22 protein-coding genes are annotated in these 24,688 nt (G+C 59.4%); all 22 read left to right on the top strand.

Features of this window, described 5'->3' with window-relative positions:
- Positions 1-3: 3 nt before the first annotated feature.
- The 22 genes from EYC95_RS18405 to EYC95_RS18300 all read left to right on the top strand — a co-directional run bounded on the left by EYC95_RS18405 (position 4) and on the right by EYC95_RS18300 (position 24,596).
- The gene (locus tag EYC95_RS18405; RefSeq protein ID WP_131061633.1) at positions 4-1,113 is read left to right on the top strand and encodes a flagellar basal body P-ring protein FlgI; all 1,110 of its coding nucleotides are present in this window, start codon (positions 4-6) and stop codon (positions 1,111-1,113) included.
- 11 nt (positions 1,114-1,124) lie between these two features.
- The gene (flgJ, locus tag EYC95_RS18400) at positions 1,125-2,423 is read left to right on the top strand and encodes a flagellar assembly peptidoglycan hydrolase FlgJ (RefSeq protein WP_131061632.1); all 1,299 of its coding nucleotides are present in this window, start codon (positions 1,125-1,127) and stop codon (positions 2,421-2,423) included.
- A gap of 23 nt (positions 2,424-2,446) precedes the next feature.
- The gene (flgK, locus tag EYC95_RS18395; RefSeq protein WP_131061631.1) at positions 2,447-4,462 is read left to right on the top strand and encodes a flagellar hook-associated protein FlgK; all 2,016 of its coding nucleotides are present in this window, start codon (positions 2,447-2,449) and stop codon (positions 4,460-4,462) included.
- 13 nt (positions 4,463-4,475) lie between these two features.
- Positions 4,476-6,050, top strand: coding sequence for a flagellar hook-associated protein 3 (locus tag EYC95_RS18390; RefSeq protein ID WP_131061630.1), 1,575 nt, complete (start codon positions 4,476-4,478; stop codon positions 6,048-6,050).
- Between the two features lie 310 nt (positions 6,051-6,360).
- A complete protein-coding gene (locus tag EYC95_RS18385) occupies positions 6,361-7,290 on the top strand; it encodes a ketoacyl-ACP synthase III (RefSeq protein WP_131061629.1) in 930 nt (309 codons plus the stop codon).
- Positions 7,291-7,542: 252 nt separating this feature from the next.
- Positions 7,543-8,952, top strand: a complete 1,410-nt coding sequence (locus EYC95_RS18380; RefSeq protein WP_131061628.1) for a flagellin — start codon at positions 7,543-7,545, stop codon at positions 8,950-8,952.
- A gap of 75 nt (positions 8,953-9,027) precedes the next feature.
- Entirely contained in the window at positions 9,028-9,375 is a 348-nt protein-coding gene (locus tag EYC95_RS18375) for a flagellar protein FlaG (RefSeq protein ID WP_131061627.1), read from the top strand.
- Positions 9,376-9,456: 81 nt separating this feature from the next.
- Positions 9,457-10,845 carry a flagellar filament capping protein FliD gene (gene fliD, locus EYC95_RS18370; protein WP_131061626.1) on the top strand — a complete coding sequence of 463 codons (1,389 nt, stop codon included), beginning with the start codon at positions 9,457-9,459 and terminating at the stop codon, positions 10,843-10,845.
- 150 nt (positions 10,846-10,995) lie between these two features.
- Positions 10,996-11,385, top strand: a complete 390-nt coding sequence (fliS, locus tag EYC95_RS18365; protein WP_131061625.1) for a flagellar export chaperone FliS — start codon at positions 10,996-10,998, stop codon at positions 11,383-11,385.
- Positions 11,386-11,408: 23 nt separating this feature from the next.
- Positions 11,409-11,705 carry a flagellar protein FliT gene (gene fliT / locus EYC95_RS18360; RefSeq protein ID WP_131061624.1) on the top strand — a complete coding sequence of 99 codons (297 nt, stop codon included), beginning with the start codon at positions 11,409-11,411 and terminating at the stop codon, positions 11,703-11,705.
- 172 nt (positions 11,706-11,877) lie between these two features.
- Positions 11,878-13,353 (top strand): sigma-54 dependent transcriptional regulator, encoded by a 1,476-nt coding sequence (locus EYC95_RS18355; protein WP_131061623.1) that lies wholly within the window; start codon positions 11,878-11,880, stop codon positions 13,351-13,353.
- A 128-nt stretch (positions 13,354-13,481) separates the two neighbouring features.
- Positions 13,482-14,687, top strand: a complete 1,206-nt coding sequence (locus EYC95_RS18350; protein ID WP_165557474.1) for a PAS domain-containing sensor histidine kinase — start codon at positions 13,482-13,484, stop codon at positions 14,685-14,687.
- A 5-nt stretch (positions 14,688-14,692) separates the two neighbouring features.
- Positions 14,693-16,072, top strand: a complete 1,380-nt coding sequence (locus EYC95_RS18345) for a sigma-54 dependent transcriptional regulator (protein ID WP_131061621.1) — start codon at positions 14,693-14,695, stop codon at positions 16,070-16,072.
- Positions 16,073-16,223: 151 nt separating this feature from the next.
- The gene (gene fliE / locus EYC95_RS18340; protein WP_010456962.1) at positions 16,224-16,553 is read left to right on the top strand and encodes a flagellar hook-basal body complex protein FliE; all 330 of its coding nucleotides are present in this window, start codon (positions 16,224-16,226) and stop codon (positions 16,551-16,553) included.
- A 14-nt stretch (positions 16,554-16,567) separates the two neighbouring features.
- Positions 16,568-18,355 (top strand): flagellar basal-body MS-ring/collar protein FliF, encoded by a 1,788-nt coding sequence (gene fliF, locus EYC95_RS18335; protein WP_131061620.1) that lies wholly within the window; start codon positions 16,568-16,570, stop codon positions 18,353-18,355.
- Positions 18,348-19,367 carry a flagellar motor switch protein FliG gene (gene fliG, locus EYC95_RS18330; protein WP_131061619.1) on the top strand — a complete coding sequence of 340 codons (1,020 nt, stop codon included), beginning with the start codon at positions 18,348-18,350 and terminating at the stop codon, positions 19,365-19,367. Before fliF ends, fliG begins: the two co-directional genes overlap by 8 nt.
- A 7-nt stretch (positions 19,368-19,374) precedes the next feature.
- Positions 19,375-20,184 carry a flagellar assembly protein FliH gene (fliH, locus tag EYC95_RS18325; RefSeq protein ID WP_131061618.1) on the top strand — a complete coding sequence of 270 codons (810 nt, stop codon included), beginning with the start codon at positions 19,375-19,377 and terminating at the stop codon, positions 20,182-20,184.
- Positions 20,174-21,532 (top strand): flagellar protein export ATPase FliI, encoded by a 1,359-nt coding sequence (gene fliI / locus EYC95_RS18320; protein WP_131061617.1) that lies wholly within the window; start codon positions 20,174-20,176, stop codon positions 21,530-21,532. The genes fliH and fliI overlap by 11 nt, the downstream gene beginning before the upstream one ends.
- Positions 21,533-21,538: 6 nt before the next feature.
- Positions 21,539-21,988: a flagellar export protein FliJ gene (gene fliJ / locus EYC95_RS18315; RefSeq protein ID WP_131061616.1), complete on the top strand. Its 450-nt coding sequence runs from the start codon at positions 21,539-21,541 to the stop codon at positions 21,986-21,988.
- A gap of 212 nt (positions 21,989-22,200) precedes the next feature.
- On the top strand, positions 22,201-22,506 hold the full coding sequence (locus tag EYC95_RS18310; protein WP_131061615.1) for an STAS domain-containing protein: 306 nt from the start codon (positions 22,201-22,203) through the stop codon (positions 22,504-22,506).
- A 5-nt stretch (positions 22,507-22,511) separates the two neighbouring features.
- On the top strand, positions 22,512-24,218 hold the full coding sequence (locus EYC95_RS18305; protein ID WP_131061645.1) for a fused response regulator/phosphatase: 1,707 nt from the start codon (positions 22,512-22,514) through the stop codon (positions 24,216-24,218).
- A 30-nt stretch (positions 24,219-24,248) separates the two neighbouring features.
- Entirely contained in the window at positions 24,249-24,596 is a 348-nt protein-coding gene (locus EYC95_RS18300; RefSeq protein WP_131061614.1) for an Hpt domain-containing protein, read from the top strand.
- The last annotated feature ends 92 nt before the right edge of the window (positions 24,597-24,688 follow it).

Here is a 24,688-nt window from a genome sequence, read left to right as displayed (position 1 = left end):
GCTATGTTGAATCTTAAACACCTGATGGTGGGCGTCCTGTTGCTGTCCGCGGCATTCGACGCTCAAGCCGAGCGGCTGAAGGATATCGCCAGTATTTCCGGCGTGCGTTCCAACCAATTGATCGGCTACGGCCTGGTGGTCGGGCTCAACGGCACCGGTGACCAGACGACCCAGACCCCGTTCACCCTGCAGACTTTCAATAACATGCTTTCGCAGTTCGGCATCAAGGTGCCGGCAGGTTCGGGCAACGTGCAGTTGAAGAACGTCGCGGCGGTATCGATCAGTGCCGACTTGCCTGCGTTCGCCAAGCCGGGTCAGCAGGTGGACATCACTGTTGCGTCCATCGGTAACTCCAAGAGCCTGCGCGGCGGCACCTTGCTGCTGACGCCGCTCAAAGGTATCGACGGCAACGTCTACGCTATCGCTCAGGGCAACCTGGTGGTCGGCGGTTTCGATGCTGAAGGTCTGGACGGTTCGAAGATCACCGTCAACGTTCCGTCGGCCGGTCGCATCCCCGGCGGTGCGTCGGTCGAGCGTGCGGTGCCAAGCGGTTTCAATCAGGGCAACAGCCTGACCCTGAACCTCAATCGTTCGGACTTCACCACTGCCAAGCGCATCGTCGACAAGATCAACAACATGCTTGGCCCTGGCGTCGCTCAGGCCATCGACGGCGGTTCGATTCGGGTCAGCGCGCCGCTCGATCCAAGTCAGCGCGTCGACTATTTGTCGATCCTCGAGAACCTTGAAGTCGACCCGGGTCAGGCGGTGGCGAAAGTCATCATCAACTCCCGTACCGGCACCATTGTGATCGGCCAGAACGTCAAGGTTTCCCCAGCCGCCGTGACCCACGGCAGCTTGACCGTGACCATCACCGAAGACCCGATCGTCAGCCAGCCCGGCCCTCTGTCCAATGGCCAGACCGCCGTCGTGCCGCGCTCGCGGGTCAATGCCCAGCAAGAAGCCAAGCCGATGTTCAAATTCGGCCCGGGCACCACCCTCGACGAAATCGTGCGTGCGGTGAATCAGGTCGGCGCGGCACCGGGTGACTTGATGGCAATCCTCGAAGCACTGAAACAGGCCGGCGCGTTGCAAGCCGACCTGATCGTGATCTGAGGACAGCGACCATGGATATGCGCAAAGGCGGTCTGGGTGTCAGCAGCAACGATTCGGGTTCTTATTCGGACTTGAATCGTTTGAACCAGCTCAAGGTCGGCGACAAGGACAGTGACGCGAACATGCGCAAGGTTGCGCAGGAATTCGAGTCGCTGTTCCTCGGTGAAATGCTCAAGTCCATGCGCTCGGCCACCGAAGCGCTGGGCAAGGACAACCCGCTCAACACCCCGGCGGCCAAGCAATACCAGGAAATGTACGACCAGCAGTTGGCCGTTTCCATGTCTCGCGAAGGCGGCGGTATTGGTCTGGCGGACGTGCTGATGCGGCAGATGTCGAAGAACAAACCGCTGGCGCCGGGCGAGGCTGCGGCCTTGTCCGCCGCCAAGCAGGAAGCGGCGAAAGCTGCGGTGCCGACGCCGATTGCCGCGGGCACCGTGGCCACCGACGGTCCGCTGTCGCGGCTCAATGGCCAGCGTCCGTTGTGGGCGTCGCGTTCGGTAAAAGCGCCGACAGGCGAGGGCACGCATCACAATGACATGGAGCTGATCAATCAGCGCCGTCTGGCCTTGCCACCGAAACTGACTGATCGCTTGCTCGCCGGTCTGGTGCCTTCGGCAACGACTGCCGCCGCAGTGACACCGAACAAAACCCTGCTGCCTGAACGCGCTGCGACAACCGCAGCGACCGGGGCCGGCCCGCTACTCAATGGCGACTGGCTGGCCTCGCAAACCGATAACAAATCCAGCGGACGCCTGCAGGTTTATGGCCGTGCGATGGCGCAGATTCCACTGGCGCCGCCGAAGAAAGCCTTCAGCTCCGCCGACGAATTCGTCAACACCATGCTGCCGATGGCCAAGGAAGCCGCCGACCGTATCGGCGTCGATCCGCGTTACCTGGTGGCCCAGGCCGCCCTGGAAACCGGATGGGGCAAATCGGTCATGCGTGCCCAGGATGGCAGCAGCAGCCACAACCTGTTTGGCATCAAGGCCAGCAGCAGCTGGAAGGGTGAATCGGCACGAGCGATCACCAGCGAATTCAGGAATGGCGAGATGGTTAAGGAGACGGCTCAGTTCCGTTCCTACGACTCTTACAAGGACAGCTTCCATGACCTTGTGACGCTGCTGCAAACCAACAATCGCTATCAAGATGTTGTGAAGTCGGCCGATAACCCAGAACAGTTTGTACGCGAGTTGCAAAAGGCCGGTTACGCAACCGACCCGGACTACGCAAGCAAGATTTCGCAGATAGCCAAGCAGATGACGAGTTACCAGAATTACGCTGCGGCGGGCGCTACCACCACGCCTTTATAGGCACAAGCTATAAGGTCTGAACCATGAGTTTGCTCAATATCGGGATGTCGGGGCTGGCTGCTGGCCAATCCTCGTTGATGACCACCGGTAACAACATCGCCAACGTTGACACCGCCGGGTACTCACGCCAGCAATCTGTGCAGAGCACTAAAGGCTCTATTCAGTACGGCAATGTGTTCATCGGCACCGGTACGACGCTGTCCGATGTGCGCCGAGTGTACAACAGCTACCTCGATGCTCAGTTGCAGACCACCACTTCGCTCAACAGCGATGCGCAAGCGTATCTGGGGCAGGCCACGCAAGTGGACAAGCTGTTGTCCGACAGCGGCACTGGTATCACCAAAACGCTGCAGTCATTTTTCTCGTCTTTGCAAACGCTGTCCGCCAACTCCAATGACAGTGCTTCACGTCAAGCGTTGTTGACCAATGCTCAGGGGTTGAGCAGTCGCTTCAACGCCATTTCCCAGCAGTTGAATCAGCAGGGTTCGTACATCAACAATCAGTTGGGCTCGATGGCCGAACAGGTCAATAAGCTGGCATCGACCGTTGCGGCCTACAACAAGAAAATCAGTGAGGTCAGTGGTTCGGGCGGCATGCCCAACGATCTGCTGGACCAGCGCAACGAGACCGTTCGACAGCTCTCCGAGCTGGTGGGCACGCAGGTCAGCGAAACTAACGGCCGACTGGATATTTATCTGGGCAGCGGCCAGCCGCTGGTCATAGGCAATACTGTCAATACTTTGCGCCTGGCGACCGACAAGTCTGACCCTACCCGTTCCTCGATCATCATGGATCGCGGCAGTTCGACGATCGATATCACTTCCGTGGTGTCGGGTGGCGAGATGGGGGGGCTGTTGCGTTACCGCGACGACGTGCTGACGCCAGCAGTCAACGGGCTGGGTCGCATCGCCATGGTGGTGGCCGATCAGGTCAACAAGCAGTTGGGGCAGGGGCTGGATCAGAACGGCAATTTTGGCTCGGCGTTGTTTAACGACATCAACAGCGCGACGGCGATCAGCCAGCGCAGTATCGCCAATGGCAACAACGACCCGACATCCGGCAACCTCAACGTCACCATCAAAGACACCAGCAAACTGGCCGCCAGTGATTACCAGGTGACCTTCACCAGTGCCACCGGCTACAGCGTGCGTCGTCTGTCGGATAATACCGACATGGGCAGTTTCACCCTGCCTGTGCCTCCGGCCGCAGCCCCGGTCATCGACGGCTTCAGCCTGACCCTCAATGCGGGCCCGGTGAATGCCGGCGACACCTTCAAGATTACCCCGACGCGCAGTTCTGCCGCGGACATGACGACCGTCATGACTGACATCAAGCGCCTGGCCACGGCCGCTCCGCTGACCTCCACCAAAGCCTCGGGTAACGATGGCACCGGCAGCGTCAGCCAGCCAGTGCTGAGCACCGGCCTGGATATCTACGACCCTGTCCAGCGTCAGGACATGCAAACGGCGGTCAAGGCAGCAATGCCGATGCGCCTGCTCATGATGAGCAGCACCGCTTATGAAGTGTTCGATGCCAAAGGCACCAGCATCGGGACCGGCAGCATCGTGCCTGGTCAGAACAACGATCTGAATATTTCGGTGCCTTACACCGACGGCGGGGGCGTTGCGAAAACCTTCAAGGTCGCGATGACCGTCAGCGGCAGCCCCGCCAAGGACGACAGTTTCAATATCTCGATGACTGCACCCGGCAGTACTGACAACCGCAACGCCCAGGCGCTGCTCGGTCTGCAGACCAAGGCCACGGTCGGCGCCAACGCCACCAGTCCGGGCGTGAGCTTCACCGATGCCTACGGTGGTCTGGTCTCGTCAGTGGGCTCCATGACCAAACAGGGGCAAATGGATGCCACTGCCACTGGAGCCATCCTGACCCAGGCCCGGGATTCTCGCGATTCGCTGTCGGGTGTCGACCTCGATGAAGAGACCGGTAACCTGATCAAATACCAGCAGTACTATTCGGCCTCTTCGCAGATCATCAAGACTGCGCAGGAAATCTTCAGCACTCTGATCAATGCCCTTTAAGGAGCCGTAGAACATGCGTATTTCTACTGCACAGTACTATGCGACGACGGCTGCCAACTATCAGCGCAATCTGAACAACGTGATGAAAACGGCCGAGCAGGCCAGCAGTGGATTGAAGGTGACGACGGCATCGGACGATCCTGTCGGCGCGGCGCGTTTGCTGCAGCTCGATCAGCAAGAAGCAATGCTGGGTCAGTACACCAACAACATCAACGCGTTGAACACGGCCCAGGCTCAAGAAGAAAGTGTGCTGAACAGCATCAACGACGTGCTGCAAAAAGTCAGCGAGCTAGCGGTACGTGCCGGTGGTGCTTCGTTGAATGATGACGATCGAAAATCCATCGGAGCAGAAGTCGCCCAGGCTGAAGAGCAACTGCTGAACTTGATGAACAGCAAGGATGCCAACGGCAAATACATTTTTTCCGGGGCCAGCAACAACACTCCACCTTTTGCACGCAATAGCGACGGCACCTACAGCTATCAGGGTGACCAGACCCAGTTGCAACTCAAGATCGGAGATTCGATGTCGCTGGGTCTCAACGATACCGGTTGGGACGTTTTCCAGCAGGCGATCAATGCCAGCCGCAGTTCGACGAACATGATGGCTCCGGCGGTCGATGACGGCCGTGTAGCCCTGTCTCCAGGTCTGGTGAGTTCCGGCCCGGCATTTGATGCGAGCTTCCGCGGCGGCCAGCCTTACACCTTGTCGTTCGCCAGCAGCACCCAGTTCGTGATCACGGACGCATTGGGTAATGACGTGACCGCCGAAGCGAATGGGGGTGGCAAGTTCGATCCTAATGCCAAGGGTGGCTCCGACATCAACTTCCGCGGCGTGACCTTTGCCTTGGATGTCACGTTTCAGGCGGGCGATACTCCCGCCAACGCCGACGCGGTGATCGCCGGTCACAGTTTCCAGCTATCGGCCAAGCCGGACAGTTTCGTCAGCACCCGTGCTCCGGGGAATGCTTCGACGACAGTGGTCAGCCAGACCTCGGTGACCAATGCTGCAGACTACAATAGCTTTTTCCCTGAGGGTGGGGCAGTTTTGAAGTTCACCAGCCCGACGACTTTCGACCTGTACGCCCGTCCGTTGACCAGTGGAAGCGCGCCGGTATCATCCGGTACCGTGGCTGCTGGTGTTGCGACAGCCGCCGGCGTCAGCTTTACCCTCAGCGGTGCGCCCGCGGCCAACGACCAGTTCGACGTGTCGGTCAATACCCACCAGACCCAGAACGTGCTCGACACTGTCAGCCAACTGCGTCAGGCGCTTGAAACGCCGACCCAGGGCAATCCGGCCGCGCAGCGCCATCTGGACAGCGTTGTGGCTGCATCCATCGCCAACCTGGGCAATGCCAAGAACCAGGTTGACCTGGCCCGCGGCGCGATTGGTGCTCGCGGCAATGTCATGGACATGCAGCGTGATCAGATTCAGAGCTCCGGCCTGATCAACAAATCGACGCAGAGCTTGATCGAGGACGCCGATCCGGCGGAAGTGCTGACCCGTCTGACCTTGCAGCAAACCATGCTGCAGGCGGCGCAACTGGCGTTCTCGAAGATTTCCCAGTTGGGCCTGTTCAACAAGCTTTGAGTCGGTCTTGACCGCTCGCGGCCAGTCCCTGTTATAGGGGCTGGCTTTTTTTTTGCAATTTTTTGAGTGGGGCAGGGTGGATCGGAGCCTGGCTTGGGCCACAAAATCAAATAAAGCACCGATCTCTGAGTGACCCGCCAGTCAAAACGCGCATCTTCACTGTATCCTGTCTGCGGGCGGTGAATGTGGTGGGCCTGTCCAAGGTGATCCTTGAGTCCCGACGTCGCTCCTCTGGGAGTCAAGCCCTGACTGTAGACGCCCTCGATTCAGCGAGCGGCGATATTCAGCTGTTTATTATTGGGAAGCCATAATGATTGGCATAAAAAACATAGCGAGTTACGTGCCGGCAGCCGGGGTTGACAACTACGCCCAGGGTGCAAAGTTCGACAAGGACGAAACCTTCATCCTTGGCAAGATCGGCTCGGCGTTTTTGCCGCGCAAGGGTGCCGATCAGGAAACTTCGGATCTGTGCGTCGAAGCAGTCAATGCCCTGTTTGCCGCCAGTCCCGAACTCAAACGTGAATCCATCGATTGCTTGATCGTCGTCACCCAGAACGGTGACGAAGAAGGTTTGCCGCATACCGCTGCGATCGTTCAGGACAAACTGGGTCTGCCAACCCATGTCGCCGCTTTTGATATCTCCCTGGGCTGTTCCGGTTACGTGTACGGCATCTATGCCCTCAAGGGGTTCATGGAAGCGACGGGGCTGAAAAATGGCCTGCTGGTGACGGCTGATCCGTACTCGAAGATTGTCGACCCGGAAGACCGCAACACCACCATGCTGTTCGGCGATGCCGCCACCGCGACCTGGATGGGCGAAAACGCTGTCTGGCAGCTCGGCAAGTCGAAGTTCGGCACTGACGGTTCCGGTGCGCCGCACCTTAAGGTCACCGATGGCGTGTTCTTCATGAACGGCCGCCAGGTCTTCAACTTCGCCTTGCTGAAAGTCCCGGCTCATTTGCACGAGCTGCTGGATGAGTCCAACTTGCAGGCGCACGATATCGACGCTTTCTGCATTCACCAGGGCAGCGCGGCGATTGTCGATGCCGTGGCGCGTCGCTTCGAAGAAGGCGAGCCGGAGAAGTTCATCAAGGACATGCTCGAAACTGGTAATACCGTGTCTTCGAGTATTCCACTGCTGTTACAGAACCACGTGTTCGATTCCAAGTGGACTCGTGTGGCTATCAGTGGTTTTGGCGTAGGGTTGTCGTGGGGCTCGGCGCTTCTCTATCGCGGCTGATCGGGTTTACCGTTCAGTCAACATACAAACGCCCGGAAGCGAAAGTTTCCGGGCGTTTTGCGATTCTCTGGCGTCGAATTAATGACTCTAACGCCTTGAAAATAAAGGGCTGGCACCCTGCCACTAAAAATTTCGAAAAAACCCCTCAAGCAAAGCCTCTTCACGACGATAACTATTACGTAGGTTCTCTAGGCCACACCCGGCGGTTGCCAGGGCCGGAAGCCGCAGTATCCATCCAACGAGGATTTCGTCATGGCTTTAACCGTAAACACCAACATTGCGTCGATCACTACCCAGGGCAACCTGAACAAAGCCGGCGGCGCCCTGCAAACCTCCATGCAGCGCCTGTCTTCCGGCCTGCGTATCAACAGCGCTAAAGACGACGCAGCTGGCCTGCAAATCGCCAACCGCCTGACCAGCCAGATCAACGGCCTGGGTCAAGCTGTAAAGAACGCCAACGATGGCATCTCCATCGCGCAAACCGCTGAAGGCGCAATGCAGGCTTCGACCGACATTTTGCAAAAAATGCGTACCCTGGCTCTGTCCTCGGCTACCGGCTCCTTGAGCGCTGACGATCGTAAGTCGAACAACGACGAATACCAGGCTCTGACTTCCGAGCTGACCCGTATCTCCCAAACCACTACTTTCGGTGGCCAGAAGCTGCTGGACGGTTCGTACGGCACCAAAGCCATTCAGGTCGGCGCCAACGCCAACGAAACCATTAACCTGAGCCTGGACAACGTTGCGGCTAACAACATCGGTTCGCAGCAAATGAAGAGCGCTGCTATCGCTCCGGGTGCCGGTATTGCTGGTGGTGCAGTTGTTGTTACCGGTAACGGTCAGACTGCATCGGTTACTCTGGCTGCTGCTTCTTCGGCCAAAGCCACCGCTCAACTGCTCAATGGCGCTGTTGGTGGCCTGAGCGTTACTGCCAGCACTGAAGCTCAGTTTGTTGTAGGTGCAGCTGCTGCGACCACCCCTGCTTCCTTCACCATGACGGTAGGCACCTCGGCCGTTGCGTTCGTCGGCGTAACCGACACCGCCAGCCTGGCTGACCAGCTGAAGTCTAACTCCGCGAAGCTGGGTATCAGCGTCAACTACGATTCGGTCAAAGGCACTCTGTCGATCAAATCCGATTCGGGTGAGAACGTTGCATTCAGCGCTTCGACCGCTCCTGGTTCGATCACTATCGCCACCAAAGACGGCACAGGTACTTACGGTGCCGGCGTTGCACTGGCTGACGGCATCATCGCGACCGGCGCCGTTAACCTCGACTCCGCCAAGGGCTTCTCGCTGACCGGCGCTGGTGTAGCTGGCGTATTCGGTGCTGCTACCAGCTCCCTCAAGACCACCATCGCTCAAACCGACGTGACCGACGCCACCAAAGCACAAAACGCTCTGGCTGTAATCGACAAGGCTATCGGTTCGATCGACAGCGTTCGTTCGGGTCTGGGTGCTACCCAAAACCGTCTGACCACCACTGTGGACAACCTGCAGAACATCCAGAAGAACTCCACCGCTGCCCGCAGCACCGTGCAAGACGTGGACTTCGCTTCGGAAACTGCCGAGCTGACCAAGCAACAAACTCTGCAATCGGCTTCGACTGCCATCCTGTCGCAAGCCAACCAGCTGCCATCCGCTGTGCTGAAGCTGCTTCAGTAATAACGGCGCTTGGTGATGGACGAAAGGGCGCGTTTACGTGCCCTTTTGTCTTTTCGTTGATTGAGGAGATCGGACATGGACATGAGCGTCAAATTGAACCAGCCTTATCCGCCGGTAGCTCTGTTGCACCCCACCGCGCCGACCGAACGGACCAGCCAGCCCAACGTTGAAGCCGTTGCCGAGTCTTCTGCCGAGAGTAAACGTGACGACCTGGAAAAGGCAGTCGCCGACATTCGCGAATTCGTACAAGCGAGTCAGCGTCAGCTGGATTTTTCGATTGACGATTCGACCGGCCGGGTCGTGGTCAAAGTCATTGCCACCGAAAGCGGTGACGTGATTCGCCAGATCCCTTCGGAAACCGCGTTGAAACTGGCGCAAAGCCTGAGCCAGGCAAGCAGCTTGCTCTTTGATGACAAAGTCTGAGCTGGCATGAATTTTGTTGCTGTTGCCTGCTGAAGCACATTGCGTCAGTAAAGCAGCGGCCACTGCATATGGAGATTGATGATGGCGGGTTCAACGGTTAGCGGTATTGGTTCGAATATCGATACCCAGGCGATCGTAAAGGCTTTGGTGGATGCCCAGCGGGCGCCCAAGCAGGCACAGATCGATACTCAGAGTGCGAAAGCGACCACCACGCTGTCATCGATCGGCAAGATTCAGGCAGCACTGGATGCCTTCCGTGGTGCACTAACGACCATGGGTACCGACAACAGCTTCAGCGGGTTGTCGGCCACGTCTTCGGACGAAAAAGTCGCCACGGTCACCATGGGTAAAGGCGCGTCCAGCGGCACCTATTCGTTGTTGGTCACGCAGTTGGCTTCGGCGTCGAAGCTGTCGACCCGCACCTTCGTGGATGGCCCAACGTCTATCGTCAACGCCGGCACAACGGCGACCACGCTGACGATTTCGCAGTCGGGGAAAAACTTCGACGTCAGCATTCCGCCGAATGCGACGCTGCAAGAAGTGCGCGAAAGCATCAACACGCAGTTCTCCACCGCCGGCATCAGCGCCAACATCCTCACCGACTCCACCGGCTCGCGGCTGGTACTGACTTCTACCACCATGGGCGTGGGGTCTGACCTGACGATGTCGGGCAACTCGGGTATCAACACCGGTTCGACGGTGATCGAGGTGCCCAAGGACGCTAAATACAAGATCGATAACGGTGCTGAACTGATCTCCAAAAGCAACACGATTACCGACGCGATCAGCGGCGTGAATCTCAAGTTACTGGCGGTCTCGCCGACGCCTACCGGTGGTGGTCCGCAGACGTCGTCGACGCTGACATTGAGCACCAGCACCCCGGCGCTGAAGTCCGGCGTCAAAGGGTTTGTCGACACCTATAACGCGTTGATGAAAGAGATCAACGCGCAGACCAAAGTCACCAAGAATGCCAACGGCACTTCGGTTGCCGCGTCCCTGACCGGGGACTCGATGATGCGCAGCCTGGTGTCGTCGATTCGCAACGAGATGAACGCGCTGTCTGGCACCGGTACCATGAAGTCGCTGGCCGAGTTCGGGATCAGTACTTCATCCGAGACCGGCCTGCTGGTCATCGATGACAAGCGTTTCTCCAAAGCCGTTGAAACCAATGCGGCGGACATCAGCAGCATTTTCAGCGGCAAGAACGGTCTGCTGACACGTCTGGGCACAGCGACTGATACGTACGCCAAGGCCAGCACCGGAATGCTGGCGGAGCGCACCAAATCCCTCGCCGATACATTGACGGATTTGAACAAGGAGCAATCGGCGCTCAACGAACGGATTGCCACGTTGCAGCTGAGCCTCAGCGCGAAATACAACGCCATGGACTCACTGGTCGCGAAGTTGCGGGCGCAGAGCGACAGCATCATGACCACGTTGAACGCGTTGAATAACCCGAAAGAAAGTTAACAGCGACCCGGCACAAAAAAACCCAGGCTTGTCGAAAAAGACAGCGCCTGGGTTTTTCATTGTGTGTCGACTGGTTAAAGTTATTGGCCGTTGCGCCGACATAAAGGTCAGAGCAACTCATTTTCAGCTGTCGTCTGCCGAGGTAGAAACATGAACCCCATGAGAGCCCTTCGCCAATATCAGAAGGTCAATTCCCACGCTCAGATCTCTGAAGCCAACCCTCATCGTCTGGTGCAGATGCTCATGGAAGGCGGGCTCGACCGTATGGCTCAGGCCAAAGGGGCGCTGGAGCGTGGGGATATCGCTCTCAAGGGTTTGATGCTGGGCAAGGCGGTGGACATCGTTATCGGGCTGCGCGACGGGCTTGACCCGGAGAAGACCGAAGATCCTGCTTCGGTGCAGCAGCTCGACAGCTTGTACGCCTACATGGCGAACCGCCTGATGGAAGCCAATCGCGATAACGACGCGGCAATCATCGATGAAGTTTCCGGCTTGCTCGAAACCCTGAAAAGCGGGTGGGATACAATCGCCAACCACTAGGCCTGACGGCCGAGGATGACGTCATGAGTCATGCACTGCACCGCATTGAAGAAACCCGTGAAGCCTTGGTCGACGCTTTGGCTGCGCGCAATTGGGACGCGATTGGCGAGCTGGACGCGACCTGTCGTGAATGCGTTGATGATGCGCTGAGCGAGGCACCGGTCGACGAAGAAGCGCTCCGGGCCAATCTGGAAGGGCTGCTGGAGGTGTACAAGGAATTATTGACGGCGACTATGGGCGAGCGTCAGGCGATAGTCGATGAAATGTCGCAAGTCACCCAAGCGCAGCGTGCGGCAAAGGTTTACCATCTGTTTGGTTAATTAATCCCCGGTTAATCCAAACATAGTGCGCCATAAATTTGACTGTGCACGGTTTTTTGACTTAACTAGTGGCTGGTTGAACATTTCAGGCGTCTACAGGCATAACGTGTCTGCAAGCGTCTAGCTTGCCCCTCATTTTGGGCATTGAGTTGACTAGGGAAGTTGCTATTGCATGTGGCGTGAAACCAAAATTCTGCTGATTGATGACGATAGCGTCCGCCGTCGCGACTTGGCGGTGATATTAAATTTTCTTGGCGAAGAAAATTTACCCTGCGGTAGCCATGACTGGCAGCAGGCTGTCGGCTCATTGTCGTCAAGTCGTGAAGTGATCTGCGTCCTAATCGGGACGGTCAATGCGCCTGGCGCACTTCCGGGCTTGTTAAAGACACTCGCTACCTGGGATGAGTTCCTTCCGGTTTTGTTAATGGGCGATAATTCTTCCGTTGACTTGCCTGAAGACCAGCGTCGCCGTGTGCTTTCGACCCTCGAAATGCCGCCCAGCTACAGCAAACTGCTCGACTCGCTGCACCGTGCCCAGGTCTATCGTGAGATGTATGACCAGGCCCGCGAGCGCGGTCGTCATCGCGAACCCAATCTTTTTCGCAGTCTTGTCGGCACCAGCCGGGCGATCCAGCACGTCCGTCAGATGATGCAACAAGTGGCCGACACCGACGCCAGTGTGTTGATCCTCGGCGAGTCCGGCACCGGAAAGGAAGTGGTCGCGCGCAACCTGCACTACCACTCCAAGCGTCGTGATGCGCCGTTCGTTCCGGTCAACTGCGGGGCGATCCCGGCCGAGTTGCTGGAAAGCGAATTGTTCGGCCACGAGAAGGGTGCTTTCACCGGCGCCATTACCAGTCGTGCCGGGCGTTTCGAACTGGCCAACGGCGGCACCCTGTTTCTCGACGAAATCGGCGACATGCCGCTGCCGATGCAGGTCAAGTTGCTGCGCGTGTTGCAGGAGCGCACCTTCGAGCGCGTGGGCAGCAACAAGACCCAGAGCGTCGATGTGCGCATCATTGCGGCGACTCACAAGAATCTCGAAAGCATGATCGAGATCGGCACCTTCCGCGAAGACTTGTACTACCGCCTGAACGTGTTCCCGATCGAGATGGCGCCGCTGCGCGAACGTGTCGAGGACATCCCGTTGCTGATGAACGAGTTGATCTCGCGCATGGAGCACGAGAAGCGCGGTTCGATCCGCTTCAACTCGGCGGCGATCATGTCGCTGTGCCGTCACGGCTGGCCGGGCAACGTTCGCGAACTCGCCAACCTGGTGGAGCGCATGGCGATCATGCATCCGTACGGGGTGATCGGCGTGGTCGAATTGCCGAAGAAATTCCGTTACGTCGATGACGAAGACGAGCAGCTGGTCGACAGCCTGCGCAGCGACCTTGAAGAACGAGTGGCCATCAACGGCCATACCCCGGACTTCACCGCCAACGCCCTGCTGCCGCCGGAAGGCCTCGACTTGAAAGACTACCTCGGTGGTCTGGAGCAAGGGTTGATTCAGCAGGCGCTGGATGATGCCAATGGCATCGTGGCCCGCGCTGCAGAACGCCTGCGTATTCGTCGCACCACGCTGGTGGAAAAGATGCGCAAGTACGGCATGAGCCGTCGCGACGGTGATGAACAGGCGGATGATTGACGCCTGTTTTTCAAGTCGTTCATTTGTAGGCGTTTTTTTTTAGGCACGGGTATTGCTACATCCCTCGCAACGTTCCGTTTAACTGACGGTCAGCCAAGCGAGAGAGCACGATGCCCCAAGCCGCCCAGATGTCTCCTGTCCCTGATGCTTCTGGGCAACCGTCGTCCGTAGAGCAGGCAAGCCGGCTTGGCCTTGAGCAGGCGTTCTCGCTGTTCAGCCAGATGTCGAGCCAGTTGACCGATTCCTACAGCATGCTTGAGGCTCGGGTCACCGAGCTCAAGGGCGAGCTGGCGGTGGTCAGCGCTCAGCGCATGCAAGAGCTGGCGGAAAAAGAACGCCTGGCCAACCGTCTGCAAAACCTCCTCGATCTGTTGCCTGGCGGCGTCATCGTCATCGATGCCCAGGGCATCGTGCGCGAAGCCAACCCGGCGGCCTGCGAGTTGCTCGGTCTACCCCTCGAAGGCGAACTCTGGCGCCATGTCATTGCGCGCTGCTTTGCACCCCGGGAAGACGACGGTCACGAAATCTCCCTCAAGGACGGTCGGCGTCTGTCGATCGCCACTCGCTCGCTGGATGCCGAGCCTGGGCAGTTGGTGTTGCTCAACGACCTGACTGAAACCCGTCATCTGCAAGATCAACTGGCCCGTCACGAACGCCTGTCGTCCCTCGGTCGCATGGTCGCTTCGTTGGCCCATCAAATTCGTACACCGCTGTCCGCTGCCTTGCTCTACGCCAGTCATTTGACTGAACAGGAATTACCGGTCGCCACGCAGCAGCGTTTCGCCGGGCGCCTGAAAGAGCGTTTGCATGAGCTGGAGCATCAGGTTCGCGACATGTTGGTGTTCGCTCGCGGCGAGTTGCCGTTGACTGACCGCGTCACGCCCAAGCAGCTGATGCAGTCGCTGCAATCGGCGGCGCTGACTCATGTGCAAGACCTGCCGATTCGCTGGCAGTGCGACAGTCATGCAGGCGAAGTACTGTGCAACCGCGACACTCTGGTCGGCGCGATTCTCAACCTGATCGAGAACGCGATTCAGGCCAGTACTGGCGATGTTCGATTGAAGGTGCATTTCTACGCCCGTGAAAACAACCTGCGCGTGTGTGTCAGTGACAGCGGCAGCGGCATCGACGGCAAAGTGCTGGCGCGCCTGGGCGAGCCGTTTTTTACCACTAAAACCACCGGAACCGGCCTGGGCCTGACCGTGGTCAAGGCAGTGGCCCGTGCTCATCAGGGAGAATTGCAGTTGCGCTCGCGGCCGGGTCGCGGCACGTGTGCGCAGGTCATCCTGCCGCTTTTTTCCGGTGAACAGCCTAGCGCTCAGGGAGCGGAGTGAAGGACATGGCAATCAAGGTTCTGCTGGTCGAGGACGACCGCGCACTTCGCGAAGCGCTGGCCGATACGCTGCTGCTGGCGGGGCACGACTACACGGCGGTCGGTTCGGCGGAAGAGGCGCTCGCGACGGTCGGCAATGAGGTGTTCAGTCTGGTGATCAGCGACGTCAACATGCCGGGCATGGACGGCCATCAGCTGCTCGCGTTGCTGCGCGCGCGCCAGCCGCAGTTACCCGTGTTGCTGATGACCGCTCACGGCGCCGTCGAGCGGGCCGTCGATGCGATGCGCCAGGGCGCGGCGGATTACCTGGTCAAGCCGTTCGAGCCTAAAGCCTTGCTCGACTTGGTGGCGCGGCACGCATTGGGCGCGCTCGGTGCGACCGAGAGCGAAGGGCCGATCGCTTTCGAGCCGGCCAGCGTGCAGTTGCTGGAACTGGCCGCACGGGTCGCACGCAGTGATTCGACGGTGTTGATCTCCGGCGAGTCCGGTACCGGTAAAGAAGTCTTGGCGCGCTACATTCATCAGCACTCCCATCGCGCCAGTCAGCCGTTCATTGCGATCAACTGCGCGGCGATCCCCGACAACATGCTAGAAGCTACCTTGTTCGGTCACGAAAAAGGTTCGTTCACCGGTGCCATCGCGGCGCAGGCCGGCAAGTTCGAGCAGGCCGATGGCGGGACGATCCTGCTCGACGAAATTTCTGAAATGCCCCTCGGGCTCCAGGCCAAGTTGCTGCGTGTGTTGCAGGAGCGCGAAGTCGAACGGGTCGGCGCGCGCAAGCCGATTACCCTGGACATTCGGGTTGTGGCGACCACCAACCGTGATCTGTCCGGTGAAGTGGCGGCAGGGCGGTTTCGTGAAGATCTCTTCTATCGGTTATCGGTGTTTCCGCTGGCCTGGCGTCCGCTGCGCGAGCGCACCGCCGACATCCTGCCGCTGGCCGAGCGTCTGTTGGCCAAACACGTCAATAAAATGAAGCATGCCGCGGCGAAACTGTCGCCCGAGGCACAGGCGTGCCTGATCGGTTATCCGTGGCCGGGCAACGTGCGTGAACTGGACAACGCGATCCAGCGCGCCTTGATTCTGCAGCAGGGTGGTTTGATCCAGCCTCAGGATTTCTGCCTGTCCGGGTCGGTGGCCTGTGCACCGTTGCCTGCTTTGGTGCCTGTCCGGGCCGTGGAGGTCGAAGCCGAATCGGCTGGGGCGTTGGGCGATGACCTGCGCCGCCGTGAATTCCAGATGATCATCGACACCTTGCGCACCGAACGCGGCCGCCGTAAAGAAGCCGCCGAGCGATTGGGTATCAGCCCGCGCACCTTGCGCTACAAGCTGGCGCAGATGCGCGATGCCGGAATGGACGTGGAAGCGTACTTGTTCGCCACCTGATTCGATTTTTGTAGCAGCTTGAAGGATTGGAATGAGGGCTAAGGAAGGGCTTTTGTTCAGAGTGGCCTCGGAGCTGGCACCCTTGTTGCTAACACCTCACTACCCGCCGAGTGAGTGTCAAAAAATTGCGGGTCGCCAACGAGAGTAGACGATGAGCCAAGGTATTGAATTTAATCGGTTGATGCTCGACATGCGCTCCATGCAAATGGATGCCATGTCTGCGCCTAAATCGACTGCCGCAGTCCCTGAACTGGGTGGCAGCAGCTTTTCCGACATGCTCGGTCAGGCCGTCAATAAAGTGAACGACACCCAGCAGGCGTCCAGTCAGTTGGCCAGTGCCTTCGAGATTGGCAAAAGTGGCGTCGACCTGACGGATGTAATGATTTCCTCGCAGAAGGCCAGCGTGTCTTTTCAGGCGTTGACCCAAGTGCGCAACAAGCTGGTTCAGGCATACCAAGACATCATGCAGATGCCGGTTTAAGGACGAATTGAGTCATGGCAGAAGCAGTCGCTGATAACGTTCCGGCCAAGGCCACTCCGATAGACGGCAAACCGCCGCTGTTCGGGTTGTCCTTCCTGGAAAACCTCTCCGAGATGACCATGTTGCGTCAGGTGGGCCTGTTGGTCGGCTTGGCGGCGAGCGTGGCGATTGGCTTCGCCGTGGTGTTGTGGTCCCAGCAACCGGACTACCGGCCTCTGTACGGCAGCCTTGCCGGTATGGACGCCAAGCAGGTCATGGAAACCCTGGCCGCCGCCGATATTCCCTACAACGTTGAACCCAACTCCGGTGCCTTGCTGGTCAAGGCCGATGACCTGTCCCGTGCGCGGCTCAAGCTCGCGGCCTCTGGTGTCACTCCCAGCGACGGCAACATCGGTTTTGAAATCCTCGACAAGGACCAGGGCCTGGGGACCAGCCAGTTCATGGAAGCGACCCGTTATCGTCGCGGCCTCGAAGGCGAATTGGCTCGCACCATTTCCAGCCTGAACAACGTCAAGGGTGCCCGCGTGCACTTGGCGATTCCGAAGAGCTCGGTGTTCGTGCGTGACGAACGCAAGCCAAGCGCTTCGGTGCTGGTTGAACTGTATTCCGGCCGCTCGCTGGAGCCGGGTCAGGTGGTGGCGATCATCAACCTGGTCGCGACCAGCGTTCCCGAGCTCAGCAAATCCCAGATCACCGTGGTCGACCAGAAGGGCAACCTGCTGTCGGATCAGGCGGAAAATTCCGAACTGACCATGGCCGGCAAGCAATTCGATTACAGCCGTCGCATGGAAACCATGCTGACCCAGCGCGTACACAACATTCTGCAACCGGTGTTGGGCAACGACCGCTATAAAGCAGAAGTGTCGGCAGACGTGGACTTCAGTGCCGTCGAGTCAACCTCCGAGCAGTTCAACCCGGATCAACCGGCCTTGCGCAGCGAGCAGTCGGTCAATGAACAACGCACCGCCAGCAATGGCCCGCAAGGTGTGCCGGGTGCTTTGAGCAACCAGCCACCAGCGCCAGCCTCCGCGCCGCAAACCACCGGTGGCGCTACCGCGTCGGCCGGCATGGTGCAGCCAGGCCAGCCATTGATTGATGCCAACGGTCAGCAGATCATGGACCCGGCCACCGGCCAGCCCATGCTCGCACCGTACCCGGCGGACAAGCGTCAACAATCCACCAAGAACTTCGAACTCGACCGTTCCATCAGCCACACCAAGCAACAGCAAGGCCGTTTGAATCGTCTGTCGGTGTCGGTGGTGGTGGACGATCAGGTCAAGCTCAACGCAGCCAACGGCGAAACCACTCGTGCTCCGTGGAGCGCCGATGAATTGGCGCGCTTCACTCGCCTGGTACAGGACGCCGTCGGCTTCGACGCCAGCCGTGGCGACAGCGTCAGCGTGATCAACATGCCGTTTTCCGCCGAGCGCGGTGAAGTGATTGCCGATATTGCGTTCTACTCCCAGCCATGGTTCTGGGACATCGTCAAACAAGTGCTGGGTGTCTTGTTCATCCTGGTGCTGGTGTTCGGTGTGCTGCGTCCGGTGCTCAACAACATCACCGGTGGCGGCAAAGGCAAACAGCTAGCAGGCTTGGGTAGCGACGTCGAACTGGGTGGCATGGGCGGTCTGGACGGCGAACTGGCCAACGACCGCGTCAGCCTCGGTGGCCCGGCCAGCATCCTGCTGCCGAGCCCGAGCGAAGGCTATGACGCACAGTTGAACGCAATCAAGAGTCTGGTGGCAGAAGATCCGGGTCGCGTGGCCCAGGTCGTGAAAGAGTGGATTAACGCAGATGAGTGATAACCGAGCCGTTGCCGCCAAACTGACCAAGGTCGACAAAGCCGCGATTCTGCTGCTGTCGCTGGGGTCAACCGATGCCGCCCAGGTGCTGCGCCACATGGGGCCCAAAGAGGTCCAGCGTGTGGGTGTGGCCATGGCGCAAATGGGTAATGTGCACCGCGAGCAAGTCGAGCAGGTGATGAGCGAGTTCGTCGACATCGTCGGCGACCAGACCAGCCTCGGCGTCGGCTCCGACGACTACGTGCGCAAAATGCTCACTCAGGCACTGGGCGAAGACAAGGCCAATGGCCTGATCGACCGCATCCTGCTGGGCGGCAACACCAGCGGCCTCGACAGCCTGAAGTGGATGGAGCCGCGCGCCGTCGCCGACGTGATCCGTTACGAGCACCCGCAGATCCAGGCGATCGTCGTGGCGTACCTCGATCCGGACCAGGCCGGTGAAGTGCTCGGCAACTTCGACCACAAGGTGCGTCTGGACATCATTCTGCGGGTTTCCTCGCTGAACACTGTGCAGCCGGCGGCCCTGAAAGAACTCAACCAGATTCTCGAGAAGCAGTTCTCCGGTAACTCGAATGCCGCGCGCACCACCCTGGGTGGCATCAAGCGTGCGGCCGATATCATGAACTTCCTCGACAGCTCGATCGAAGGTCAGCTGATGGACTCGATCCGCGAAGTCGACGAAGACCTGTCCGGTCAGATCGAAGACCTCATGTTCGTGTTCAACAACTTGTCCGATGTCGACGACCGCGGGATTCAGGCATTGCTGCGCGAAGTGTCCTCCGACGTGCTGGTGCTGGCCCTCAAGGGTTCGGACGAAGGCGTCAAAGAGAAGATCTTCAAGAACATGTCCAAGCGGGCGGCCGAACTGTTGCGCGACGACCTCGAGGCCAAAGGCCCGGTGCGCGTCAGCGACGTGGAAACCGCGCAGAAAGAAATCCTCACCATTGCCCGCCGTATGGCCGAAGCCGGAGAAATCGTTCTCGGCGGGAAGGGCGGCGAAGAGATGATCTAAGGTCACTATGTCGTCCAAACATGATGAGTCCCAGACCGACCTGATCCGAGGCAAGGCCGTCGCCGGTTTCGACGTTTGGGCGTTGCCCAGCTTCGATCCTTTTGTGCCGGAACCCGAGCCGGAGCCCGAGCCCGAGCCGCCGGAAATGGAAGAAGTGCCGCTGGATGAAGTCCAGCCACTGACCCTCGAAGAGCTCGAAAGCATTCGCCAGGAGGCCTACAACGAAGGCTTCGCCACGGGCGAGAAAGAAGGTTTTCACAGCACCACGCTCAAGGTCCGTCAGGAAGCCGAAGCCGTCCTGGCACCGAAGGTCGCGGGCCTGGAGCAGCTGATGGCCAACCTGTTCGAGCCTATTGCCGAGCAGGACACCCAGATCGAGAAGTCCTTGGTCGACCTCGTGCAGCACATCACCAAGCAGGTGATCCAGCGCGAACTGGCCATCGACTCGACGCAAATCGAACAGGTCATGCGCGAAGCCCTCAAGCTGTTGCCGTTGGGCGTGGGCAATGTGCGGCTGTACATCAATCCGCAAGATTTCGAACAGGTCAAAGCCCTGCGCGAGCGCCATGAAGAAACCTGGCGCATCGTCGAGGACGAGTCCCTGCTGCCCGGCGGTTGCCGGGTCGAGACCGAACACAGTCGCATCGACGCCACCGTTGAAACCCGCGTCGCCCAGGTCATGGCCAAGCTGTTCGATCAGTTGCATGACCAGGCCTTGCACCCGGCTGCGCCGGACTTGAGCCTGGAGCTGCCGGTCGACGAAAAACCTGCGGTCGCTGCGGTCGAGCCAACACTGGACGACCCCGATGCGCCTTGATCGCACCAGCTTCGCCAAGCGCCTTGGCAGTTACGCCGAGGCCACGGAGCTTGCCGGCGCGCCGATCCTTGAAGGCCGCCTGCTGCGTATGGTCGGCCTGACCCTCGAAGCCGAAGGTTTGCGCGCCGCCATGGGCAGCCGCTGCATGGTCATCAACGATGACAGTTATCACCCGGTGCAAGTCGAAGCCGAAGTCATGGGCTTCTCCGGCAGCAAGGTGTTCCTGATGCCCGTCGGCAGCGTCGCCGGCATTGCGCCCGGTGCCCGCGTGGTTCCTATGGCGGACACCGGCCGCTTGCCGATGGGCATGAGCATGCTCGGACGGGTGCTTGACGGCGCCGGTCGTGCGCTGGACGGCAAGGGCGGCATGAAGGCCGAAGACTGGGTGCCGATGGACGGCCCGACCATCAACCCGCTCAAGCGCGAACCGATCAGCGAGCCGCTGGACGTGGGTATTCGCACCATCAACGGTTTGTTGACGGTCGGCCGCGGTCAGCGTCTCGGTCTGTTCGCCGGTACCGGCGTCGGTAAATCCGTGCTGCTGGGCATGATGACCCGCTTCACCGAGGCTGACATTATCGTCGTCGGGCTGATCGGTGAGCGGGGTCGTGAAGTTAAAGAATTCATCGAGCACATCCTCGGTGAAGAAGGGCTCAAGCGTTCTGTCGTCGTGGCGTCCCCGGCGGACGATGCGCCGCTGATGCGTCTGCGCGCGGCTATGTACTGCACGCGAATCGCCGAGTATTTCCGTGACAAGGGCAAAAACGTCCTGTTGCTCATGGATTCCCTGACCCGATTCGCCCAGGCCCAGCGAGAAATCGCCCTGGCCATCGGTGAGCCGCCAGCGACCAAGGGTTATCCGCCATCGGTGTTCGCTAAACTACCGAAACTGGTGGAGCGGGCCGGTAATGCCGAGAAGGGCGGCGGTTCGATCACCGCGTTCTACACCGTACTGTCCGAAGGCGATGACCAGCAGGACCCGATTGCCGACTCGGCGCGAGGCGTGCTCGACGGGCACATCGTGCTGTCCCGGCGCCTGGCGGAAGAAGGTCATTACCCGGCCATCGATATCGAAGCGTCCATCAGCCGGGTCATGCCATCGGTGGTCAGCCCCGAGCACATGTCGCGCGCGCAGATGTTCAAGCAGTATTGGTCGCGTTATCAGCAAAGCCGCGACTTGATCAGCGTCGGTGCCTACGTGCCGGGTGGTGATCGAGAAACCGACATCGCGATTTCCCTGCAGCCGGCCATGACCACTTATCTGCGTCAGGGCTTGAACGACAACATCGGCATGGGCGCCAGCGAAAACCACCTTGCCTCGATTTTCGCCCCGGCAGCGGGCGGCTAACCGGCCATGGCCCAGAGCCGCGCGGCACGCCTGGCACCCGTGGTGGAAATGGCCGAAAAGGCCGAAAAAACCGCGGTCATGCGCCTCGGGCACTTCCAGGGCCAGGTTCGTGTGGCGGAAAGCAAACTCGCCGACCTCGAAAACTTCCGCCTCGAATACCAGGAGCAATGGATCGTGCGCGGCAGCTCGGGCGTTTCCGGCCAGTGGTTGCTCGGCTACCAGGGCTTTCTTGCGCAACTGGGCACAGCCATCGATCAGCAGCGTCAGAGCCTGAACTGGCACCAGAACAACCTGAACAAGGCGCGCGATTCCTGGCAACAGGCGTTTGCCCGGGTTGAAGGCTTGCGCAAACTTGTACAACGCTACATGGACGAGGCGCGGAAGCTGGAAGACAAGCGCGAGCAGAAGCTGCTGGATGAGTTGTCCCAGCGGTTGCCGCGGCATGATCCGTACTGAGTCAGTCGGACCGCGTTATCGTTCTTCGCGGGCAAGCCTCGCTCCTACAGGTTATGTGCTGTCCATAATGCGTGAACGACACAAAACCTGTAGGAGCGAGGCTTGCCCGCGAAGGCGTCCTCAAAGACTCAGCAATTTCCCGCCTTGCTCCCATCTCCGCCAAGTGCTAAACCTTGTACACGTACGTTCACCCATGACAAGGAAGCCGATAAATGCCAGTCGTTACAAAAGTCTCCCAGGATGGGAAAAAGCTGACGATTTCGGTCGAGGGTCGATTCGATTTCGCCAAGCATCAGGAATTCCGAGAATCCTACGAGAGGCTTGAGCAAAAGCCCGAATCGTTCGAGGTGGATCTTAAAGCAGCCACCTACCTCGACAGTTCCGCGCTCGGCATGCTCCTGCTGTTGCGTGATCACGCCGGCGGTGAGAATGCCGAAATCACGTTAACCAACGCCAACGCCGATGTGCGCAAGATTCTCGCCATCTCCAATTTCGAACAAATCTTCGACGTTGCATGACCGCCATGCAGCCGTCGCTTGAATCGCTGACGATCCTCATCGCCGAAGACAGCGCGGCCGATCGCATGCTGCTGTCGACGATCGTCCGGCGCCAGGGCCATGATGTGCTGACGGCTGCCAACGGTGCCGAAGCGGTCGAAGCGTTTCGCGAGCAGCGGCCGCACCTGGTGTTGATGGACGCCATGATGCCGGTGATGGACGGTTTCGAGGCGGCACGCCAGATCAAGGCGTTGGCTGGGGAAACCCTGGTGCCGATTATCTTCCTGACCTCGCTGACCGAAAGCGAGGCCCTGGCCCGGTGTCTGGAGGCCGGCGGCGACGATTTTCTGGCAAAGCCGTACAACCAGGTGATCCTCGCCGCCAAGATCAAGGCGATGGACCGCTTGCGCCGGTTGCAGGCCACGGTGTTGCAGCAACGTGACTTGATCGCCAAGCATCATGATTACTTGCTCAACGAGCAGCGGGTGGCCAAGGCCGTGTTCGACAAGGTGGCGCATTCGGGCTGCCTGAGTGCGCCGAACATCCGCTACCTGCAATCCCCTTATGCGCTGTTCAACGGCGATCTGCTGCTCGCGGCGTTCACCCCCGCCGGCGACATGCACGTGCTGCTGGGCGATTTCACCGGCCACGGTTTGCCGGCCGCCGTGGGCGCCATGCCCCTGGCTGAAGTCTTCTACGGCATGACCGCCAAGGGTTACGGCCTGGCTGAAACCCTGCGCGAAATGAACGCCAAGCTCAAACGCATCTTGCCGGTGGACATGTTCTGCTGCGCCACTTTGCTGTGCCTGAGCTTTCAGCGACGCTCGGTGGAAGTCTGGAACGGCGGGATGCCGGACGGTTACTTGCACAGCATCGCCAGCGGTGAGCGTACGCCGCTGCCGGCGCGGCACTTGCCGCTGGGTGTGCTGAGCCCGCAAACCTTCAATGACCGCACCGAAGTGTTTCCGATGGCCGTCGGCGATCGGGTGTTCCTGCTGTCCGACGGGGTCATCGATACCTGCGATGCCAACGAACAGTTGTTTGGTGTGGAGCGGTTGCAGCGGGTGTTCGCGGTCAATCGCCAGCCAGGCGCGCTGTTCGAAGAGATCGAGCAGGCGCTGCGGGACTTTCGTGGCGAGGCGCGCGATGACGTGAGCATGGTCGAGGTCAGTCTGCTGGAGGCGGCGCAACTGACTCCACCAGCGCCGGTGTATTCCGACAGCGGCCAGTCCTGTCCGCTGGACTGGTCGGTGAGTTTCGAGTTTCGCGCCGCGACCCTCAAACGTTTCAATCCGCTGCCGTATCTTTTGCAATTGCTGCTTGAGGTCCACGGCCTGCGGGCTCAGAGTGGTGCGCTCTACAGTGTGTTGGCAGAGCTTTACTCCAACGCCCTGGAACACGGCGTGCTCGGTCTGGATTCAGGTCTCAAACGTGATGCTTCGGGGTTCGCACGCTATTATCAAGCGCGCAATGAGCGGCTGGAGGCGTTGCACGACGGCTATGTGCGGGTGCATTTGCAGGTCGTGCCGACGGGCAAGGGCGGGAGCCTGATTGTGCGGGTCGAAGACAGCGGCAAGGGCTTTGATGTGGCGCGGGTGATGGAGCGTCCTGTCGATGGCAGCCGTCTGTCGGGGCGTGGCGTCAGTCTGATCCGCCAATTGAGCCGTAGCGCGAGCTGGTCGGACGACGGTCGAAGTGCAAGCGTGGAGTTTTTCTGGGAGGCTCTGGCATAATTCACCCATTCTTGATCAAGGAGTGAGCAAGTGGCTGACACACATCTGGACCGCGACGTGCTGAGCGCGTTGCAGGAAGTCATGGAGGATGAGTATCCGACGTTGCTGGATACCTTCATCGCCGACTCCGAAGAACGCTTGCGCATCTTGCGCAAAGCCGAAGATGCCGCACAACTCATGAACGCTGCCCATAGCTTCAAGGGCAGCAGCAGCAATATGGGCGCCATTCGCCTGGCTGAGCTGTGCAATGAGCTTGAGCAGCGCGCCAGGCAAAAAAGCCTCACTGGTATTGAAAAACTGGTCGGCGAAATCGACGGCGAATTCGCCATTGTCCGTCCACTGTATGAGGCGGAGCGCCAGCGCTCTCTGGCTGACTAACGTGACCGTCCGGCGCTTTTGGCGCCTGTCGAGTTAATTTGGCTCGACCTTTGCAGTTATCTCACTCAACTGTACCTACGATCCCAGTGCAG

Source organism: Pseudomonas sp. BGI-2, assembly GCF_004310295.1.
Taxonomy (GTDB): Bacteria; Pseudomonadota; Gammaproteobacteria; order Pseudomonadales; family Pseudomonadaceae; genus Aquipseudomonas.
The sequence above is the reverse complement of the archived record's forward strand: the minus strand, read 5'-3'. Positions and strand labels throughout refer to the sequence as shown.